Annotated in this window: 18 protein-coding genes; 5 read left to right on the forward strand and 13 right to left on the reverse strand. The window is 69.9% G+C overall.

Translation table 11 applies throughout. The features are described 5' to 3' along the window. Positions 1–56: 56 nt before the first annotated feature. Both leuS and C471_RS11355 read right to left on the reverse strand, forming a co-directional pair. Positions 57–2,741, reverse strand: a complete 2,685-nt coding sequence (leuS, locus tag C471_RS11350; RefSeq protein ID WP_004049123.1) for a leucine--tRNA ligase — start codon at positions 2,739–2,741, stop codon at positions 57–59. A gap of 110 nt (positions 2,742–2,851) precedes the next feature. Then, complete coding sequence (locus tag C471_RS11355; RefSeq protein WP_004049125.1) at positions 2,852–5,065, reverse strand: hypothetical protein; 2,214 nt, start codon at positions 5,063–5,065, stop codon at positions 2,852–2,854. A 167-nt stretch (positions 5,066–5,232) separates the two neighbouring features. Here C471_RS11355 and C471_RS11360 point away from each other — a divergent pair, with 167 nt between their 5' ends. After that, on the forward strand, positions 5,233–5,664 hold the full coding sequence (locus C471_RS11360; RefSeq protein WP_004049127.1) for a hypothetical protein: 432 nt from the start codon (positions 5,233–5,235) through the stop codon (positions 5,662–5,664). Positions 5,665–5,667: 3 nt separating this feature from the next. Here C471_RS11360 and hisE read toward each other — a convergent pair whose 3' ends face one another. From hisE to C471_RS11375, 3 genes are all read right to left on the reverse strand, one after another. Continuing rightward, the gene (hisE, locus tag C471_RS11365; RefSeq protein ID WP_004049135.1) at positions 5,668–6,015 is read right to left on the reverse strand and encodes a phosphoribosyl-ATP diphosphatase; all 348 of its coding nucleotides are present in this window, start codon (positions 6,013–6,015) and stop codon (positions 5,668–5,670) included. After that, positions 6,012–6,605 (reverse strand): pyridoxal 5'-phosphate synthase glutaminase subunit PdxT, encoded by a 594-nt coding sequence (gene pdxT, locus C471_RS11370; RefSeq protein WP_004049137.1) that lies wholly within the window; start codon positions 6,603–6,605, stop codon positions 6,012–6,014. Before pdxT ends, hisE begins: the two co-directional genes overlap by 4 nt. Before the next feature lie 112 nt (positions 6,606–6,717). Continuing rightward, positions 6,718–6,882, reverse strand: a complete 165-nt coding sequence (locus C471_RS11375; RefSeq protein ID WP_004049141.1) for a preprotein translocase subunit Sec61beta — start codon at positions 6,880–6,882, stop codon at positions 6,718–6,720. 160 nt (positions 6,883–7,042) lie between these two features. On the opposite strand from C471_RS11375, the gene C471_RS11380 reads away from it, so the two are divergent. Beyond that, the gene (locus C471_RS11380) at positions 7,043–7,312 is read left to right on the forward strand and encodes a thioredoxin family protein (RefSeq protein WP_004049143.1); all 270 of its coding nucleotides are present in this window, start codon (positions 7,043–7,045) and stop codon (positions 7,310–7,312) included. A gap of 114 nt (positions 7,313–7,426) precedes the next feature. Continuing rightward, positions 7,427–7,576, forward strand: coding sequence for a 50S ribosomal protein L40e (locus tag C471_RS11385; protein ID WP_004049145.1), 150 nt, complete (start codon positions 7,427–7,429; stop codon positions 7,574–7,576). Positions 7,577–8,092: 516 nt separating this feature from the next. Here the strand turns inward: C471_RS11385 and C471_RS11390 are convergent. The 3 genes from C471_RS11390 to C471_RS11400 are packed head-to-tail and all read right to left on the reverse strand — an operon-like array spanning position 8,093 to position 11,374. Further along, on the reverse strand, positions 8,093–8,737 hold the full coding sequence (locus C471_RS11390) for a hypothetical protein (RefSeq protein ID WP_049909331.1): 645 nt from the start codon (positions 8,735–8,737) through the stop codon (positions 8,093–8,095). 3 nt (positions 8,738–8,740) lie between these two features. Then, the gene (gene glyS, locus C471_RS11395) at positions 8,741–10,525 is read right to left on the reverse strand and encodes a glycine--tRNA ligase (protein WP_004049150.1); all 1,785 of its coding nucleotides are present in this window, start codon (positions 10,523–10,525) and stop codon (positions 8,741–8,743) included. Further along, entirely contained in the window at positions 10,526–11,374 is an 849-nt protein-coding gene (locus C471_RS11400; RefSeq protein ID WP_004049152.1) for a CBS domain-containing protein, read from the reverse strand. A gap of 311 nt (positions 11,375–11,685) precedes the next feature. Between C471_RS11400 and C471_RS11405 the strand changes: the two genes are divergently transcribed. Beyond that, positions 11,686–11,910 carry a DUF7556 family protein gene (locus C471_RS11405; protein ID WP_004049153.1) on the forward strand — a complete coding sequence of 75 codons (225 nt, stop codon included), beginning with the start codon at positions 11,686–11,688 and terminating at the stop codon, positions 11,908–11,910. 38 nt (positions 11,911–11,948) lie between these two features. Here C471_RS11405 and C471_RS11410 read toward each other — a convergent pair whose 3' ends face one another. The 4 genes from C471_RS11410 to C471_RS17475 form a co-directional block, all read right to left on the reverse strand. Then, positions 11,949–12,878, reverse strand: a complete 930-nt coding sequence (locus tag C471_RS11410) for a ketopantoate reductase family protein (RefSeq protein WP_004049155.1) — start codon at positions 12,876–12,878, stop codon at positions 11,949–11,951. A gap of 72 nt (positions 12,879–12,950) precedes the next feature. Continuing rightward, complete coding sequence (locus C471_RS11415; RefSeq protein WP_004049157.1) at positions 12,951–14,198, reverse strand: threonine synthase; 1,248 nt, start codon at positions 14,196–14,198, stop codon at positions 12,951–12,953. Next, a complete protein-coding gene (locus C471_RS11420; RefSeq protein WP_004049158.1) occupies positions 14,198–15,154 on the reverse strand; it encodes a succinylglutamate desuccinylase/aspartoacylase family protein in 957 nt (318 codons plus the stop codon). The genes C471_RS11415 and C471_RS11420 overlap by 1 nt, the downstream gene beginning before the upstream one ends. 26 nt (positions 15,155–15,180) lie before the next feature. After that, positions 15,181–15,318 (reverse strand): hypothetical protein, encoded by a 138-nt coding sequence (locus tag C471_RS17475; RefSeq protein ID WP_160163148.1) that lies wholly within the window; start codon positions 15,316–15,318, stop codon positions 15,181–15,183. On the opposite strand from C471_RS17475, the gene C471_RS11425 reads away from it, so the two are divergent. Continuing rightward, positions 15,305–17,437, forward strand: coding sequence for a caspase family protein (locus C471_RS11425; RefSeq protein ID WP_004049160.1), 2,133 nt, complete (start codon positions 15,305–15,307; stop codon positions 17,435–17,437). The two genes, C471_RS17475 and C471_RS11425, sit on opposite strands and share 14 nt — an antisense overlap. Here C471_RS11425 and C471_RS18235 read toward each other — a convergent pair. Beyond that, positions 17,434–17,565: a DUF7503 family protein gene (locus C471_RS18235; protein WP_004049163.1), complete on the reverse strand. Its 132-nt coding sequence runs from the start codon at positions 17,563–17,565 to the stop codon at positions 17,434–17,436. The genes C471_RS11425 and C471_RS18235 overlap by 4 nt on opposite strands. Positions 17,566–17,645: the final 80 nt, after the last annotated feature.

A 17,645-nucleotide genomic window follows, 5' to 3' on the forward strand; every position in this document is an offset into this window, starting at 1 on the left:
CCGGCGACTAAGCCCTTCCGGGCCGCCGGATCCGCTTCGAAGGGGGGCCCGAGTCGCTACTCGACGATGTCGATCGCGGGCCGACCGGGCTCAGCCTTGCGGGCCACGCTCTCGTCGGCGTCTCCGGCGCGCTCGACGCGGACCGGGGCGTCGAACTCCCGCTCGATCAGCCACGAGGCCGCGCGCAGCGCGTCGTACTCCTCGTCGCCCGACAGGGTCTCCTGGAGCGCCTCGCGGTTCGCCTGCAGGTCCTGCCCGTAGGAGGCGGCGTCGTCACCCTGTTCCCGGATGTGGCTCTCCCCCATCAGCTCCGAGATGAGGTTGTCGGCGTCGCTGTCGATCGCGATCGACAGCGCGTCGAACTTCCAGTCGGGCGCGACGACCACGTCGATCCGCTCGGGGTCCTCGATGCCGGCGACCTCGACGATGTCGCGCACGTCCTCGCGGGTGTTCGCGACCAGCCGCCGGCGGCGCTCGACCGTCTCGCGGTCGACCGTCGCGGTCGGCCAGTCGGCCTCGACGACGAACCCGTCGCGGTCCAGCGTCGACCACAGCTCCTCGGCGAGGTGCGGGACGACCGGCGCGAGCAGGCGGACGGCGACGTCCAGCCCGCGCTCGTACGTCTCCGGGTGCGGGTCGGCGTGGTCCCGGTAGCTCCGGAGCGTCCCCACGAGGTCCTGCGCCTCGCGGAGCGCGACGTTGAAGGTCAGGTCGTCGTACTCCCCGCCCGCGATGGCGACCGCGGCGTCGACCTCGTCGGCGACGTAGTCGTCGATTTCATCGCGGTCGGCGGCCTCGGCGTCGCCGTCTCCGGCGAGCGCGACCTCCCCCGCGACGTACTCTTCGACCAGATCCGTCAGCCGCGCGAGGAAGCGGTGCGTCGACTTGACGCCCTCCTCGGACCAGTCGAAGTCGCGCTCGGGCTGGGCCGCCTGCATCATGAACAGCCGGGCCGTGTCGGCGCCGTACTCGTCGACGATGCGCTGGGGGGAGACCGTGTTCCCCTTCGACTTGGACATCTTCTCGCCCTCCAGCTGGACCATCCCCTGTGCCAGCAGGTTCGTGAACGGCTCGCGGTGCTTCAACCCCTCCTCGTCGGCCAGCACCTTAGTGACGAACCGCGAGTACAGCAGGTGCATCACGGCGTGTTCGATGCCGCCGACGTACTGGTCGACCGGCATCCAGCCGTTCGCGCGGTCCAGGTCGAATGGCGCGTCGTCCAGTCCCGGCGAGACGTAGCGCAGGAAGTACCACGAGGAGTCGACGAACGTGTCCATCGTGTCCGTCTCGCGGGTCGCCGGCTCGCCGCACTCCGGACAGGTCGTCGCCTTCCACTCCTCGGCGGCGTCCAGCGGGTTCCCGGTCGTGTTGATGAACTCCGGCAGCTCGACCGGCAGGTCCTCCTCGGGCACCAGCACCGAGCCGCAGTCGTCGCAGTGGACGACCGGGATCGGGGTCCCCCAGTAGCGCTGTCGGGAGATCCCCCAGTCGCGCAGGCGGTACTGGGTGGTCGCCTCGGCGCTCTCGATGTCCGCCGTCAGGCGCTCGCGGGCCGTCTCGCTGTCGAGGCCGCTGTACTCGCCCGAGTTGATGACGACGCCGTCGTCGGTGAACGCCGCCTCGCTCACGTCCGGCGCGTCCGGGACCGTCTCGCCGCCCCAGTCGTCGGGCTCGGAGGCGATCACCGGCTCGATGTCGACGCCCATCTTCTCGGCGAACGCGTGGTCGCGGTCGTCGTGACCTGGCACCGCCATCAGCGCGCCCGTCCCCACGTCCGAGAGGACGAAGTCGGCGACGAACACCGGAATCTCCTCGCCCGTGGCCGGGTTCGTCGCGGTGAGGTCGGTCGCGACGCCGTTCGGCTCGTCGCCCTCGGGGTCGGCCTCCTCCTCGATGAAGTGTCGTACGTCCTCGTCCGAGTCGGCCAGCTCCTCGCTGATCGGGTGGTCGGGCGCGAGCGCGAAGAACGTCGCGCCGTGGATCGTGTCGACGCGGGTGGTGAACGCCTCGACGGGACCGTGCCCCTCGACGTGAAAGTCCAGCGTCGTGCCGTGCTGGCGGCCGATCCAGTTGCGCTGCATCTGGCGCACCGAGTCCGGCCACCCCTCCAGGTCGTCGATCGCGTCGATCAGCTCGTCGGCGTACTCGGTGATCTCCAAGAACCACTGGTCCAGATCGCGGGTCTCGACGGGGGTGTCACACCGCCAGCACAGCTCGTCGTCGCCCTCCACCTGCTCGTCGGCGAGGACGGTCTCACAGGAGGGACACCAGTTCACCTCGGCGTCGCGGCGCTCGACCAGCCCCGCCTCGTGGAAGCGGCGGAACAGCCACTGGTTCCACTGGTAGTACTCGGGGGTACAGGTGGTGACCTCGCGGTCCCAGTCGTAGCCGAACCCCATCGACTTCATCTGCCCCCGCATCGTGTCGATGCAGTCGAACGTCCAGTCGCGAGGGTTGGTGTCCCGTTCCTTGGCGGCGTTCTCGGCGGGGAGCCCGAACGCGTCCCACCCCATCGGGTGGAGCACGTCGTCGCCGCGCATCCGGCGGTATCGGGCGTACGCGTCCGTGATGGTGTAGTTGCGGACGTGGCCCATGTGGAGCTTCCCGGACGGGTACGGGTACATCCCCAGCACGTAGGTGGGGTCGTCCACCTCGTCCGGCGTGCGATACACGGAGGCGTCGTCCCACGCCTCCTGCCACCGTTTCTCGACCGCGGTGTGGTCGTAACCCTCCTGAGACATCTGCTTATATACTCGTGGAGGGGTCGGCGTCGTATAGCTTTCCATCCAGTGGTGCGGCGTGGCACACCCACTCGTGGGCGGCGATCGGTGCGGCGAAAAGCGGCCGCCGCCTACAGCTTCTCGGCGTTCTGCGCCTGCTCGACGCGCCGCGTCGCCTGCTCGATCCGCTTCCCCGTCGCGTTCGCGAGCCCCGGCGGGAGCCCCTCGCGCGCCGCCGCGAGCCGTTCCTCGATCCGCGCGATCCGGTCGAGCACGTTCTCCAACTGGCGGTTCGTCCCTTCACCGTCGCCCTCCCGGGCGCGCTCCGCGGCCCGCTCCGCGGCGTCGACCGCGGCGGCGAGGGCGCGTTCGAGCCCGTTGACAGCGTTCGACGGACCACCGCCGGAGCCGCCCTCGTCGCCTCCGGCCGCCGCGGCCGCCACCTCGGCCCGCGTCTCCTCGGCGATCTCAGCCACGAACCCGGCGAGCGGTGCCGCGCCGGTCTCGGGCCGCTCGATCCGGATCGGTGCGCTCGTTTCACCGGTCTCCGCATCCGGATTGACGCGGTACGCCCCGACCTCCTCGTCGGTGTCGCGCACCTCGGCCGTGTACGCGCCGCCCGCGTGGACGTACACCGCGTCACTCCCGTCGATCGCCGAGTCGTAGATCCGACCGGCGAAGTCGTCCTCGATCGCCGTTCGGGTCAGGTCGACGTCGCTCTCCGCGTCCGACAGCGCCACTTTTCGCGCGCTCTCGCGTGCGACGAGGGGGATCTCGCCGTCGACGCCGGCGGTCGTCACGGGGTCGTCGGCGGAGACGGTCAACTCCTCGCTGTGGGGGGCCTGTCCCGCGCCGTTGACCGTCAGGCGGTGGTCGCCCTCCGGGACTCCGTTCGCGACCGCGACCCCGCCGGCGAACGTCGGGACCGCCTCCGGGTCGCTCTCGATCAGGACGACCGACTCGGTGACCGCGTCGGTCGTCGTCAGCCCCTCGCCGTCGGGGGCGTCGTCGCTCTCGGTCGCCCGCGTGACGCGAGCGACGATCCCGTCGAGCTCCGCCGTCGCGGCGTCGCCGAACGACTCCTCGGCGGCGATGGCGTCGTACCGCGCGGCGAGCTCCGACCGGTGGTTGCCGGCGCTCACGTCGAGCGCGGGGTTCTCGTAGCGCGGCTGCTCCCACGGGACGCCCGTGGTCGTGATGTGGCCGGCGACGGCGTCCTCGACCGCCTCCGGGACCGCGAACTCGAAGCTCAGCTGCGGGCCGGTGAACGCCGCGATCCCCTCAAGCTCGGCGGTCTCGACGAGATCGTAGCCGATCACCGCCTCGGCGGTCTCGTCCGCGACCGGGTCCTCGCGGTCGGCGTGGCGGAAGGCGATCCCCGTCTCCCGGAGCGGGAGATCCGTCGGGGGCGATCCCAACGCGTCGAGCGACCGGACCGTGAGTGCGCCGTCGACCAGCGACTCTTCGGTGACCGACGGGAGGTCCGGGTGCTCGTAGATCGGCTCGCCCTCGTACTCGGGGACGACGAACGGGAGCCGCATCTCCTCGTCGCGGGGGAGCCCGTACGCGATGGGGATCCCGAGCAGGTCCTCGACGGTGTCGATCGTCGTGTTCGTGATGTCGGCGAGTAACCCCTCCTCGCCGACGCGCTGGAACCTGTCGGGGTTCTCGTTGACCGAGAGGGTGCTGGAGTGCGAGCCGAGCTCGGTGAGAACGCGCGGGATCGCGTCGGGGGCAGGATCGAGGAACTCGTTGTTCGGCACGCTGCGGGAGTGCGAACTGGCGACGTACAGCTGCGGATCGCCGGTGTCGAGGTCGACGAAGACGTGGAGCACCTCCCAGTCGTGCCAGTGGAAGTTCGCCGTGAACTGGTCGAACGCCGAGTAGAACCAGAACTGGACGACCGCGAGCGGCGAGTCCTCGTACCGGACCCCGTTGTAGAAGACGGTCGGGTCCGGCGGCTCGCCCGCCTCCTCGTACCGCTCGTGGTAGCCGTCGAACGCTTCGAACCCGTCGACGACCGTCTCGCCGCCCTCCTCGACCGTGTACGGCCGCGGATCGGTCGGGAACCACGGCTCGGCGGCGTCGAAGTACAGCGTCGGCGCGAACCGGGCCGCGAGGTCGTCGAGCGTGTCCGGGTCGATTCCGCCCGTTTCGGCGTCGTCCGGACCGGAGCCGGAGTCGGGATCGGAACCGGAATCGGAGTTGGCGTCAGAGCCAGGACCGGAGTCGGAACCGCAGCCGGCGACCGCGGCGCTCCCGGTTCCCGCGAGCGCGCCGAGGACGGTCCGCCGGTCGACGCCGGGCCCCGTCCGATCGTCGCCGGAGGCGGCCCGATCGGTCACGGGCGCGCCTCCGAAGCGCCCGTAGATGCGGCGTCCGTCCGGGACCGCGGCGTCGGGTGCATTTCACTAATTCACGACCACAGCGCCGAATAAGTCTTCGGACGGGCGGACATACGCGTCGACCCGACGGGAGAAGATATTTGCGCTCAGGGCCGCGACTCCACCGCATGGACGGGAAAAAGGTCCTCTACTACGGCGCGATCGCGATCGCGATCCTGATCGGGGTCAGCGTCGTCGTCTCCGTGGTCTCGGCGATCCTGAGTCTCGCGTGGGCGATCCTCTCCGGGCTCGTCTCGCTCGCCGTGTTCGTCGGCGTCGTCTACGCCCTCTACAAGGCCGGAGCGTGGCTCTTCGGCGGCGACGACGCGAACCACTCCGCGAGCGACTCGTTCGGGCGGTCGCGGTCGTCCCCCGCCTCGGCATCGTCCAGCGACGCCCCGGAGAGCCGGCAGGACCGGCTCCGCCGACAGTACGTCGAAGGGCAGATCAGCGAAAAAGAGTTCGAGCGGCGGATCGCGAGCGAGCTGGAGCCCGAGGAGCCCGACGACATCGATCGGGAGCTCGACGACATCAACCGCGAGCTCGACCGGGAGCGATAGGGGTTAAAAGCGGTCCCGCAGCTCCTCCCGCAGGTCGTCGAGGTCGAGGTCCTTCATCGCGAACAGTACCAGCAGGTGGTAGACGAGGTCGGCGCTCTCGTAGGTGAGCTCGTCTACGTCGTCGTCTTTCGCCGCGAGGATCGCCTCCGTGGACTCCTCGCCGATCTTCTCTAAGACGGCGTTCTCGCCCTTCTCGTGGGTGAACAGCGAGGCGGTGTACGACCCCTCCGGCAGCTCTTCCTTCCGCGACTCGATGGTGGCGAACAGCTCGTCGAGGACGGCCTCGGAGGGCGCCTCCGGGTCGCTCTCGTCGTCGACCTCGCCGTCGGCGCCCCCGTCCGAACCGCTCACGCGACCACCTCTTGTTCGGGGAAGAAGGCGAGGTCGTGGATCCGCGGGTCGTCGGTGAGCTCCGGGTGGAACGCGGTGGCGACGACGGGGCCGTCGCGGACCGCGACCGGACGGCCGTCGACGGTCGCGAGCGTCTCGACGCCCTCGCCCGCCTCGTCGATGAGCGGCGCGCGGATGAACACGGCGTGGAACGGGTCGTCGAGCCCGGTCACCGGAATCTTCGCCTCGAAGGAGTCCTTCTGTCTGCCGAACGCGTTGCGGTCGACGGAGACGTCGACCAGCCCGAGCGCGTCGACCCGGTCGTCCTTCGCGTCCCGCGAACAGACGATGAGCCCCGCGCAGGTGGCCAGCACGGGTTTCCCGCTCGCGACGTGGTCGCGGATCTCCTCGTCGATCCCCTCCCGGCGGATCAGCCGCGAGATGGTCGTCGACTCCCCGCCGGGCATGAGGAGGGCGTCGCAGTCGGGGACGATCCCCGAGTCCCGGACCTCCACCACCTCCGCGGGCTCGCCGTGGGCGGCCGCGGCGTTCTCGACGGCGGCGGCGTGTTCGGCCACGTCCCCCTGGACGGCGATGACGCCTGCTTGCATGGGAACCGGTCGGTGGGGGACGGGCAAAAAGGGCGCGCTACGGAGCAGGCGAAGCGAGAGGCTGACGACGGTGCTGGAAGTAGTGGGCGGAACCGAACTCCGGACGGCAGACTTACGCGACCGTCAGCGAGAGGATCTGTACGAACACGCCGAAGAGGACGCAGAACGCGAGGACGGTCTTCGGGTCGATCGCGATCGCGTCCCGGTCCTCGCTGTCGAAGTAGCGGACGAGCCCCGCGCTGGACATCAGCCCGCCGGAGTTGGAACCACTGCTCATGGCCGACTGTGCGTCTCGCGCCGTTCTAAACGTTTCGTTCGGCGCTCGACGTGGAGCGCTCCCGAAGCCTCGGGTCCACGAGCGGCGGCCGCGGTTCAAGTCGGTGCGTGCACAAGTGGGAAACCCTTATGCGCCGCCCGGCGGTAGATTGCGCCGGATAATGACTGTTCGACTGCTGGATTTTCACGCTGACTGGTGCGGCCCGTGTAAGACGCAGGACCCGATTCTGGAGGAGATCCAGGAGGACCTCGGCGACGCCTTCGAGCTACAGAAGGTGAACGTCGACGAGGAGCAGGACGTGGCCAACCAGTACCAGGTGCGTTCGCTGCCGACCCTCATCATCGAAAACGACGAGGGCGTCGTCGATCGATTCGTCGGCGTCACCCAGCGCGAGGACATCGAGGCCGCGCTCTCCGAAGCGGGCGCCTAACGGCTCGGCTCACGTCTTTTGAGGCGACTCACGGGCGCTCAGGCCGCTCAGAGGCGGCCGATCCGACCCGCCGCGTCTCGCAACCTTTTACAGCATCGGCCTGTCAGTAGCGGTATGGCCAGTTTCGACGCCGCGGAACGCCGCAACCTCGACCGACACATCTGCATGCGCTGTAACGCCCGCAACTCCCCGGACGCGGACCGATGCCGCAAGTGCGGCTACACGAAGCTCCGTCCGAAGGCGAAGGAACGCCGCGCGGCGTAGATCGGTCGCCGATCCCCCTTCGTTTCTACTGCAGATCACGCGTCCAGAGTGACCGGTGCGGAGCGATTGAGGTCCGGAGCGTGGGCTCGGTGGGTTGCTGCGATCTCGTTGCTCGACGGGACGTGATCGGTGACTCGACGGTGAGGGCCTCCAAAGCCCCAGCCGCGAGGCCGGCGTACGCTCGCTGTGCTCCTCAGTCGCTCGGTTCACCCGCTCTTTGCGGTGCTTACGTCGTCATCAGAACGCGAAGCGTTCTGATTGGCTCACGAGAGCTTCGCTCTCGTGAACGCCTACGCCGGCCTCGCGGCTGCCCCTTTGAGTCCCACCCGCAACAGCAACCACACCTCACGCCTCCCCAGCCTCGTCGCTCGCTCGGGCTCCCTTCGGTCGCCCGCTCGCGACTCCCTCGCGCGGTGCTGACTCGCGGCCGCCGATGGCGGCCGCTCGCAGGCACGCGCCACCGCACATTCAGTTAAAAACACTTAGGACTGCTCAGAACCCGCGCTGGTCGACCGCTTACGCCAACACCGCGACCGCGAGGAGCATCCCCCCGGCCGCGGCGGGCGGGATGGTGAGGTTGTCGTCGACGGCGACGCCCCGGATGATCGGCGGGAGGCCGTCGGCGACCGCGGCGGGGACCGCGCCGGAGAGCGCGACGGCGACGCCGGTGGCGGTCCCGAACGCCGGCACGGTGAAGGGGAGCGCCAGCGCGAGGCTGACGAGGAACATCGCGATCCACGCGACGGGTCGCTTCGACTCGGTCGCGTCGTTGTCCCCGAGCGCGCCGCTGACCGGGTCCCCGAGCGACACCATCCAGATCGCGGGCACCGCGAGCGTCGGCGTCATGCCGGGGACGCCCAACGCGGGGACCGCGGCCGCCGCGACCGACGCGGTGCTGACCTGATACATCGCGTAGCCGGCGACGCTGTCGGACTCGTACTCCCGCGTGAGGTGCCGGTACACGGCGTGATCGAGCCCCACGACGAGCCGGAGGAACTCCAGCAGGCCGACGACGGCGACGCCGAGAGCGAGGATCGCGGCGGTCTCGGTCCACGTGAGCCACCCGAGCAGATACGGGACCGGAAAGAGGGTACCGCTGGCGTGGACCAGCCGCCGCTCGAACTCCACCTTCGCCCGCCACTCCGCCGCCGGAAGGGGCACGGGTCAGTTGGTCTCGACGTCGGTGGCGACGGTCTCGTAACGGTCCACCAGCGCGTCGAATTCGCCGCCGGCGCGGAGCGCGGCCAGCTCCTCGGCCAGCTCTCCGGCCGGGACCCGGACCTGCGCCGCGGAGTCGCGCTCGCGGACGGTCACCGTCTCGGGGCCGTCGCCCTCGATCCCGTCGCGGTCGATCGTGACGCAGAACGGGGTACCGATCTCGTCCTGTCGGCGATAGCGCCGCCCGATGGAGCCGGAGTCGTCGTACGCGACCGCCAGCCCCGCCTCGCGGAGGTCGGCGGCGACGCGGTCGGCCAGCTCGGTGAGCCGCTCGTCGTTGGTCACCAGCGGGAACACCGCGGCGTCCTGCGGCGCGACCTCGGGCTCCAAGGAGAGGTACGTGCGCTCCTCGCCGTCGACCTCGTCCTCGCTGTAGGCGTGCGCCAGCAGGGTCTGGACCGTCCGCCCCACGCCGAAGGAGGGCTCGACGACGTGCGGCGTGAGGTGCTCGCCGTTCTCGGTCACCGTCTCGACCGAGAAGTTCGCCACGTCGGCGTCGACCTCGTGGGTGTCACCGTCGACCTCGACCGTCACCGTCTCGCCGTCGAACGCGTCGGGGTCGCGCTCGGCGAGGGTTTCGAGCGCCTCGGCGACCGCGGAGGCGTCCCCGCCGAACTCGGGACCGAGCACGGACATGTCGGGGTCGACGGTCGCGCGCTCGACCGACTTCGGCTCGTCGTAGCGTTTGAACACGGTGAACGCGTCGTCGCCGTGCGCGTCGTGTTTCGAGAGGTCGTAGTCGGAGCGGTAGGAGAAGCCCGCGATCTCGATCCAGTCGCCGTCGACCTCGCTCTCGGCGTCCCAACAGTCGGACGCGTAGTGGGCGCGCTCGCCCGCGAGGTGCTGGCGGAACCGGAAGCGGTCGAGGTCGACGCCGATCCGGTCGTACCACCGCTTCGCGACGCCGAGGTAGTAGCCGACCCACGGGGAGCCGATGACACCCTCGTCGACCGCCTCGCCGACCGTGGTCTCGACGTAGTCGCCGTCCGCCGCCTGCTGTTCGGTCGCGGGGTACAGCCGGACCGACACGTCGCGCACGCGGTCCAGCGGGGGCTCGTCCTCCTCGGGGTCGATGAACTGCTCCAGTTCCGCCTGCGTGAACTCCCGGAGCCGGAGAAGCCCGCCGCGCGGCGAGATCTCGTTGCGGTAGGCGGGACCGATCTGGGTGATCCCGAACGGGAGGTTCCCGCGGGCGTACTCCTTCAGCCGCGGGAACTCCACGAAGATCCCCTGCGCCGTCTCCGGTCGGAGGTAGCCGGGCTGGGCGTCGCCGGGGCCGATGTCGGTCGCGAACATGAGGTTGAAGTCCTCGACCGTCACGCCCGCGAGCGCGGTGCCGCAGGAGGGACAGGCGATGTCGTTGTCGGCGATGAGCTCCTCGACCTCAGAGCCGGGGAGCGCCTCCGCGTCTTCGATGTCGGTGACGGCCTCGACGAGGTGGTCGGCGCGGTGGGACTCGCCGCACTCGGGGCACTCGACGAGCATGTCGTCGAACGTGTCCAGGTGGCCGGACGCCTCGAAGACGGGCTCCGGCATGATCGTCGGCGCCTCGATCTCGCGGTTCCCCTCGCGGATGGTGAACCGGTCGCGCCACGCGTCCTCGACGTTCTTCTTCAGCGCCGCGCCCTGCGGGCCGAAGGTGTAGAAGCCGGCGGTGCCGCCGTACGCGCCGTTCGAGCCGAAGAAGAACCCGCGCCGCTTCGCCAACTCGACGATCTCCTCGGACGCCATCTATAACCCCTCCAGCAGGTCCACGTCGCGCACGATGCCGTCGAGGTCGGTGCCGTTGACCAGCGGCACCTGCTCGATGTCGTTGCTGATGAGCTCCTGTGCGACCTCCTTGGCGGTCCGCGTCCCGCTGACCGTGACGAGGTCCTCGGTCATGAAGTGGCGGACCGCGCCCACGGGCAGCTCCACGTTCCGGGTCGGGAGGTAGCGGGCGCCGGTCGCCTTGATCCCCTCCCACGACCACTCGGAGTCCTGCTCGGCGATGGAGTCGCCCGTGCTGGCCTCGCCCTCGACGACGCGGGCGACCTCCAGCACGTCGACCTCGGTGAGGATACCGGCGAGCCCGGCGTCGTCGTCGAGCACCACGGCGTAGGGGACGTTGGCCAGTCCGATCTCGCGCTCGGCGACCGGAAGCGGGGTCTCCGTGTGGGTCGCGTTGACCGCGGGAGTCGCGAGCCCGCCGACCTCGGTGTCGCCGTCGATCTCGCCGCGGGCGATGGCCCGCACCACGTCGGTGACGGTGACGATACCGACGAGCCGATCGCCGTCGACGACCGGGAGCCGGCGCGAGTTCTCGGCGACCATCGTGGCGGCGGCGTCGCCGATCGCGTCGGCGACGCCCACCGTCGGCACCTCGCGCATCAGCAGCGCGAGCTGGTCCTCGTCCGGCTGCTCGATCAGGTCGTCTCGGGAGACGAGGCCGCGGTACACCTCGTCGCCGTCGACGTCTTTCACGACCGGCACCGACGAGAAGCCGTACTCCTGGATGTACTCCAACACGTCGTTCCGGCTCCCCGGGATCTCGACGACGACGAGATCCGACCGCGGCGTCATGGCGTCTGAAACGTTCATGCACCGTCTTTCAGCGTGCCACCTCTTGTATACTGCGAAGGTGGTTCGCGAGCCCGCTGGGGTGGAGGGGACACACGGGCGTTCCCCGCGATTCGAGGTATCTCCGCCGCACGCGAGTCTCGCCGTCTCCGATCGAGACCCTGACAACGAACCGATCTGTTCGTCGGATCGACGCTCGACCCCGCCAAATCCCCCGTGATCGACGATTGACAGGGCTTCCCGTCCCCGATCTTTCTCTCAGATCGCGGATTCGCCGATGGCGGACGATCTCGCTCCGGAACGCTTATACGTACTGTGAACAATTCACAATCATGTCACGGAGTTCCACTCCATGGGACGACCCGGACCCAGATCACCGCCGGACGGCGCTGCCGACGGATCCGGCCCTCGACGCCGACGACTCGCCGGACGTGATGGCGTCGATCGACGACTCGTCGGCGTCGCGACCGGAGCTCGTGATCGCGGATGTCTCCCGGGAGAACGCGTGGGTCTCGGTCGACGAGACAGACGCCACCGTCCTCGAAGAGTGGTGTTGAATCCGCCGTAAGCGCCTCACTTTCTCCGCCGTACGAGATCACTCTGCGTCCGCTTGGTCGGCGTCCGCGGCGGGTCGAACCCCCGCCCCGACCTCCCAGCCCCTGATCAGCGACGCGATGGTTCGGCACGTCGGCGCCGACACGCCGAACCGGTCGGCGCGGTCGAGCGCGGCGCCGTAGATCGCGTCGACCTCGGTCCGCCGGCCGGCGGTGACGTCCTCGCGCATCGACGACCGGTTGGCGGCGGTGGCGGCGGCGACGCGCTCGACGGCGTCGACCACCGCCTCCTCGCCGAGACCGACCCCGTCGGCCCGCGCGATCCGCGCGACCTCCCGCGCCGCCTCGCGCGCCGCCTCGCCGCCCGGCCCGTCGAGGGTCGCCCCGTTTGAGAGTCGCGCGAGCGCCGAGGGGCCGTTGATCCCCGCGTTGACCGCGAGCTTCTCGTATCGGCGCCGGGGCATGTCCGCGGCGACGGTCGTCTCGATCCCGGCCTCGTCGAAGGCGCTCCCGACGCGCTCCGCGAGCGGGTCAGTGCCCCCGGAGAGCGTCCCGACGGCGACCTCGCCGACGCCGGTACAGGTCACGCGCCCCGGCTCGGCGAACCGCGCGCCGTAGCTCGCGGTGCCCGCGAGCACGGTCGGATCGAGCGCCGCCACCAGCCGCTCCTCCGTGAGGCCGTTCTGGAGCGAGCAGACCGCGTCGTACTCGCCGGTCGCGAGCGCCCGCGCGGCCGCGTCCGTGTCGTACGCCTTCGTCGTGACCACCGCGAGGTCGGCGGAGCGGTGCCTCCCGTCGGTGAGCGCCCGGGGATGGACGTGGGCGTCGACCTCGCCGTCGATCCGGAGCCCGTCCTCCCGGACCCGCCGCATGTGCGGGTCGCGTCCGACGAGCGTGACCTCGTGGGTCCGCGCCAGCAGTCCGCCGACGAGGCTCCCGAGCGCGCCCGCGCCGTAGACGAGGACCTCCATACGTCCTCCCAGAGGGCGAGACTGAAAAGGGATGACGGTGGCGAGGCCCCGCGAATCCCTCGGAGGCCGCAGTCAGCCCTTCAGTCCGCTCCCGGTCAGGGGGACGACCACGTCGGCGTCGCGCGCGAGGACGCCGCGCTCGCGGAGCTCGCGCAGCGCCGCCGGCGCGACGGCGCAGGTCGGCTCGGTGTAGAACCCGGCGGCGTGCAGCCGGTCGAGCTCGCGCTCCGCCGCCGCCTGCGTGACCGCGAGAGCGTCGCCGTCGGTGTCGGCGACGGCGTCGAGGATCTCCCGCTTCCGGACCGGCTCGGCGATCTGGATCCCGTCGGCGGCCGCGTTGACGCGTCCCTCGGGGTCGGCCGCGTCGGCGCCGTGAAGCTCGCGGACGATCGGCGCGACGCCCGCGGCCTGCGCGCCGAACAGCCGCGGGACCTCGTCGATCCAGCCCGCGCGCTTCAGCCGCCGGAAGCCGCGGTAGGCCCCGAGGAACAGGGTGCCGTGCCCGAGCGGGGTCACGACCGCGTCGGGGGCGTCCCAGCCGCGCTGGAACGCGATCTCGTAGGCGACGGTGGCGGTTCCCTCGAAAAAGGCCGGGTTCCACGCGTGACTGGCGTACCACGCGGACCCCGCTGCGTCACCGGTGCGTGTTTCCCCTCCGTCACCGTAACCGAGCGCGGCCACGCACGCCTCGGTCACGTCCGCGCGAGAGCCCTCGATCCGGACCGGCTCGGCTCCGGCCCGGCGGATCGCCCGGAGCTTCGACTCCTTGACGTCGGCCGGGACGTACACCGCTGCGTCGATCCCGGCGCGCGCCGCGTACGTCGCGATCGCGGCGCCGGCGTTGCCGGAGGAATCCTCGACGACGCGCTCGACGCCCAGCTCGCGGGCCCGCGTGAGCGTCGTCGTCGCGCCGCGGTCCTTGAACGAGCCGGTGGGGAAGACGTACTCCAGTTTGAAGTCGGCGTTCCAGCCGTCGTCGGGCGGGTCGCCCCCGCCCTCGGTCCCCGCGTCCGCGTCGACCAGCGGCGTCATCCCCTCGCCGAGCGTCACGCGGTCGGCCGGGTCGTCGCCGACGGCGAGGAACGACTCGAACGCCCAGAGCCCGTTTCGGGGATCTATCGGGTCGCGCTCACCGCGCCGATCGCTCTCCGGATCCGGGGCCGTCCCCTCCGGAATCGGCGGGTCCGCGAACTCCAGCGGGGCGCCGCACTCGCAGCGCCACCGGTCGCGCACGGTCGCGCCGCACTCGGGACAGGCGAGGGCGCGGCTCTGGTCGCGGTCGTCGCGAGGGCCCGGATCGGAACCGCCGTCGTCGGACATCAGTACTGGTCGACGTTGGTGCCGACCGAGCAGACGTACTCGCCGGCGGCGACCTGCGGGAGCCGCCGGGTGCGCCAGAAGACGCCGTCGTCGTCGGCGGTCACTCTCCCTTTCAGCTCGCCGAACACGTCGGTCACTTCGAAGAGGAGATCGCCCGTCGAGACGCGCTCGCCGAGATCGCGCTCGAACCGGACCAGTCCGCCCGCCGGCGACCCGTACTGGTCGAATCCCCGTGCCCTCGTCTGCCGTTCGAGGTCGACGTCCCCGTCGAGGTAGCCGTAGTGACGGAGCACGTTGAACACGCCCTCGACGCCGTACCGGATCGACTCCTCGTCCCACCCGACGCAGCCGCCGAGCTCGGGGTCGATGGTCGGAATGCCGTGTTCCGGGCCGGCGCGCGCGAGCTGCCCGTCCGGTCCCTTGATGTCGAGGACGTGGCCGCAGCCGAACGCCTTCGCCAACTCCAGACAGTCGCTGTGAAGCCGGTGGCGGATCCCGCACCGGACCCGCGTCTCGTTTATCATCCGGCTGGTCGACCCCTGGTGCAGGTCCAAGATGATGTCCGCCCGCTTCGCGGCCTGAAACGTCGCGTGTGCGATGCGCTCGCTCGTCGTTCCGTCCTCGTCGCCGGGGTACCCGCGGTTCATCTTCCGGTCGTCGATCGGGTTCCGATGCTCGGCGACTTGGAACCCGAAGTAGTTAACCACCCCGACGACGAGGACGGACCCCGACAGCTCCGACGGATCGAGCCGGGGCACGACGCGGTTGACGACGCCGAGCCCGTTGAGCTCGTCCCCGTCGCTGACTGCCTGCATGTACAACGTCTCGCCGTCCTCCGCGCCGTTGATGACGGCCACCGGCAGTCGAACGGGACTCCCGTCCCGCGTCTCGCCGACCTCGAGACGGCCCGTGTCCGTCTCCCCCGGCGAGGCGCGGGCCGTTCCAAGCGTGATCATTACGCGAACGTGGACCGGCCGCCCCTTTATCCGTTCGGTCCGCGGCGATCCCCCGACACAAGCTTTATCGCCGCATCGCTCCAGAAGTCGGTAACAACGGCCGCGTCGAACCCCGCCTCGACGATCCCGCCGCCGACCGCGGTCTCCCTCATGAGTATCGACATCGACCCACTACCCGACGCACCCGGGATCACCGTCACGGACCACATCGAGAACACGCAGTTCGAGGTGTACACCGACCGGGCGGTCGAGCCGACCGCGAGCCCCGAGGGCGCCCACTACTTCCCGATCGACGCGAGCGTGACCGTCGAGACCGGGTCCATCGAGGTCCCTCGCGTCGCGGTCGTGGAAGCCCGGTCCGGCGACGGGACGCTGCTCACCCGCGGCGACTCCTACGCGATGCCGGCGGGGACGTACCACGTCGGGATCGACCCCGCGCCGACGAAGCTGTACCTCGCGTTCGAGTCGCCGTTCTCCGTGTCGACGACGGAGCGGACGACCCGGATCGACCTCGACGCCCCCGCCGAGGTCACGCTTGGCTTCCGCTCGCTTCACCAGGTGCCGGCGGGGACGATCGAGACGCCGACCGACCCCGAGTCGCTGATGGACGCCGTCTCCCTGCTCGGCTCCGCGCTCCAGACGACGAGCCCGGAGCGGTCGTTCCCCACGCTCCGCGGGCACCCCCCGCTGATCGAGTCCGGCGACGAGCTCCGCGTCCCGGATCGCGTCGAACCGTTCGACTCCGGAGTCCGTATCGTCGTCCCCCCGGAGTACCGCTACCTCTACCCGGTGATATCGCTCGCGTACTACTTCGCGGCCGACGTGGTTTCCGGGGACGCCCCCCGGATCGAGGGCGACGGCTGGACGCACTCCCTGGAGCCCGGCTTCGAGCGACGGACCGCGGAAGTGCTCCGGCAGGCGTTCCACTTCGACTGTCTCGCCCGGACGGAGGGGTTCTACCCGGTCGACCTCCACGAGCGCGAGACCACCGACCTCGACCTCGACTGGGGCCGACTGTACGACCTCCCGCTCGCGGAGCGGCTCGGCGAGTACCTCGACGTGCCCTTCGAGCGCGTCGAGCCGGAGCTCCCCCAGTGGACCCTGACGACCGACGTGCGCCCCGACCCCGAGAACGTGGAGATGCTCCCCTTCGTCGCCGGCGAGCTCTCGATCGTTCGGTCCCCGGAGGCGGCGACCCCAGCGACGGCCGGCGAGGGCGACGGGCTCGGCTTCTTCCGCGGTCCGGGGTCCGGCGCCGACGACGCTCCGACCGGAGCGGTCCCCCTCGGCCCGGACGAGTTCGTCCGGGGCGGCACCGAGACCGAACCCATCCGCGGTGCCGACGCCTCTGCGGACCGCGGCGCGGTGCCGACCGACGCCGACTTCGTGCGGCCCGAGCCGGTCGACACGGTCGAGCACGCGTGGGTCGGCGCCGGCGTCCCGCTCGACGCCAACAAGGCAACCCTCGACGCGTACCACCGCCGGCTGGAGGCCGGCGCGGTCGAGCAGTCGCGGATCTCCGTGCTCGTCGTCTGTAACGACGAGCAGATGCGCGAGGAGGGGGAGGTCGCGGACCTGTACGGCCTCCGCGACATGGTGCAGTTCGACATCGAGGTTCGCCACGATCTCACCCGCGAGGAGATGCGCGAGGTCCTCCAGTCCGACGTCGACTTCCTCCACTACATCGGGCACGTCGACGACCGCGGGATGCAGTGCACCGACGACTACCTCGATCTCACGGCCGAGGATCTCGATGTCGGCGTCAGCGCCTTCCTGCTCAACGCCTGCCAGTCGTACCAGCAGGGCGAGGCCCTCGTCCACCGGGGCTCTCGCGGCGGCATCGTCACCCTCGCCGACGTGGCGAACTCGCCGGCGACCCAGCTCGGCCGGATCATCGCCCGCCTGATGAACAGCGGCTTCAACCTCCGCACCGCGCTTCACGTCGCGAAGCGGGAGCTGATCACGGGCCACCAGTACATCGTCGTCGGCGACGGCGGGACGACGATCTGTCAGAGTCGGAGTGGGATCGCAGTGGTACTCGACATTATGAAACAAAGCTCGGAATACGATATAACTATGAAATCGTATCCCAACGGCCCGTACGGCGTCGGTTGTCTATACTCTCCTGCAATCGAGGGTATCGGTCTCAACTACTCAGTCCCGTCTAATGCATTTATTAGCTCAATTAAAAGGGAGCAATTAGACGCGCTACTCAAGTTAGAGACTGTTCCCGTTTTTTACCAAGAGGAACTAGTCTGGAGCGACGAGATCCTGCCGAATTAGGGACCAGGCGTGGTCTGTGCAACGTTCGCCGCCGCGGGCGCCGCCTGCGTCAACAGGAGGAGCGCGGTGAACAGGACGCCGGCCATCTTCGGGTGCTCTGCCACGTAGTCTGCAACACTTTCGTGCATATTACAGAGAATATCGCGTGATATTAACATCTAAACCGTTTTGCGGTAACTATTCTGTAATATTTGAATACTTATTTAAT

This window comes from Halorubrum saccharovorum DSM 1137, assembly GCF_000337915.1.
Taxonomy (GTDB): domain Archaea; phylum Halobacteriota; class Halobacteria; order Halobacteriales; family Haloferacaceae; genus Halorubrum; species Halorubrum saccharovorum.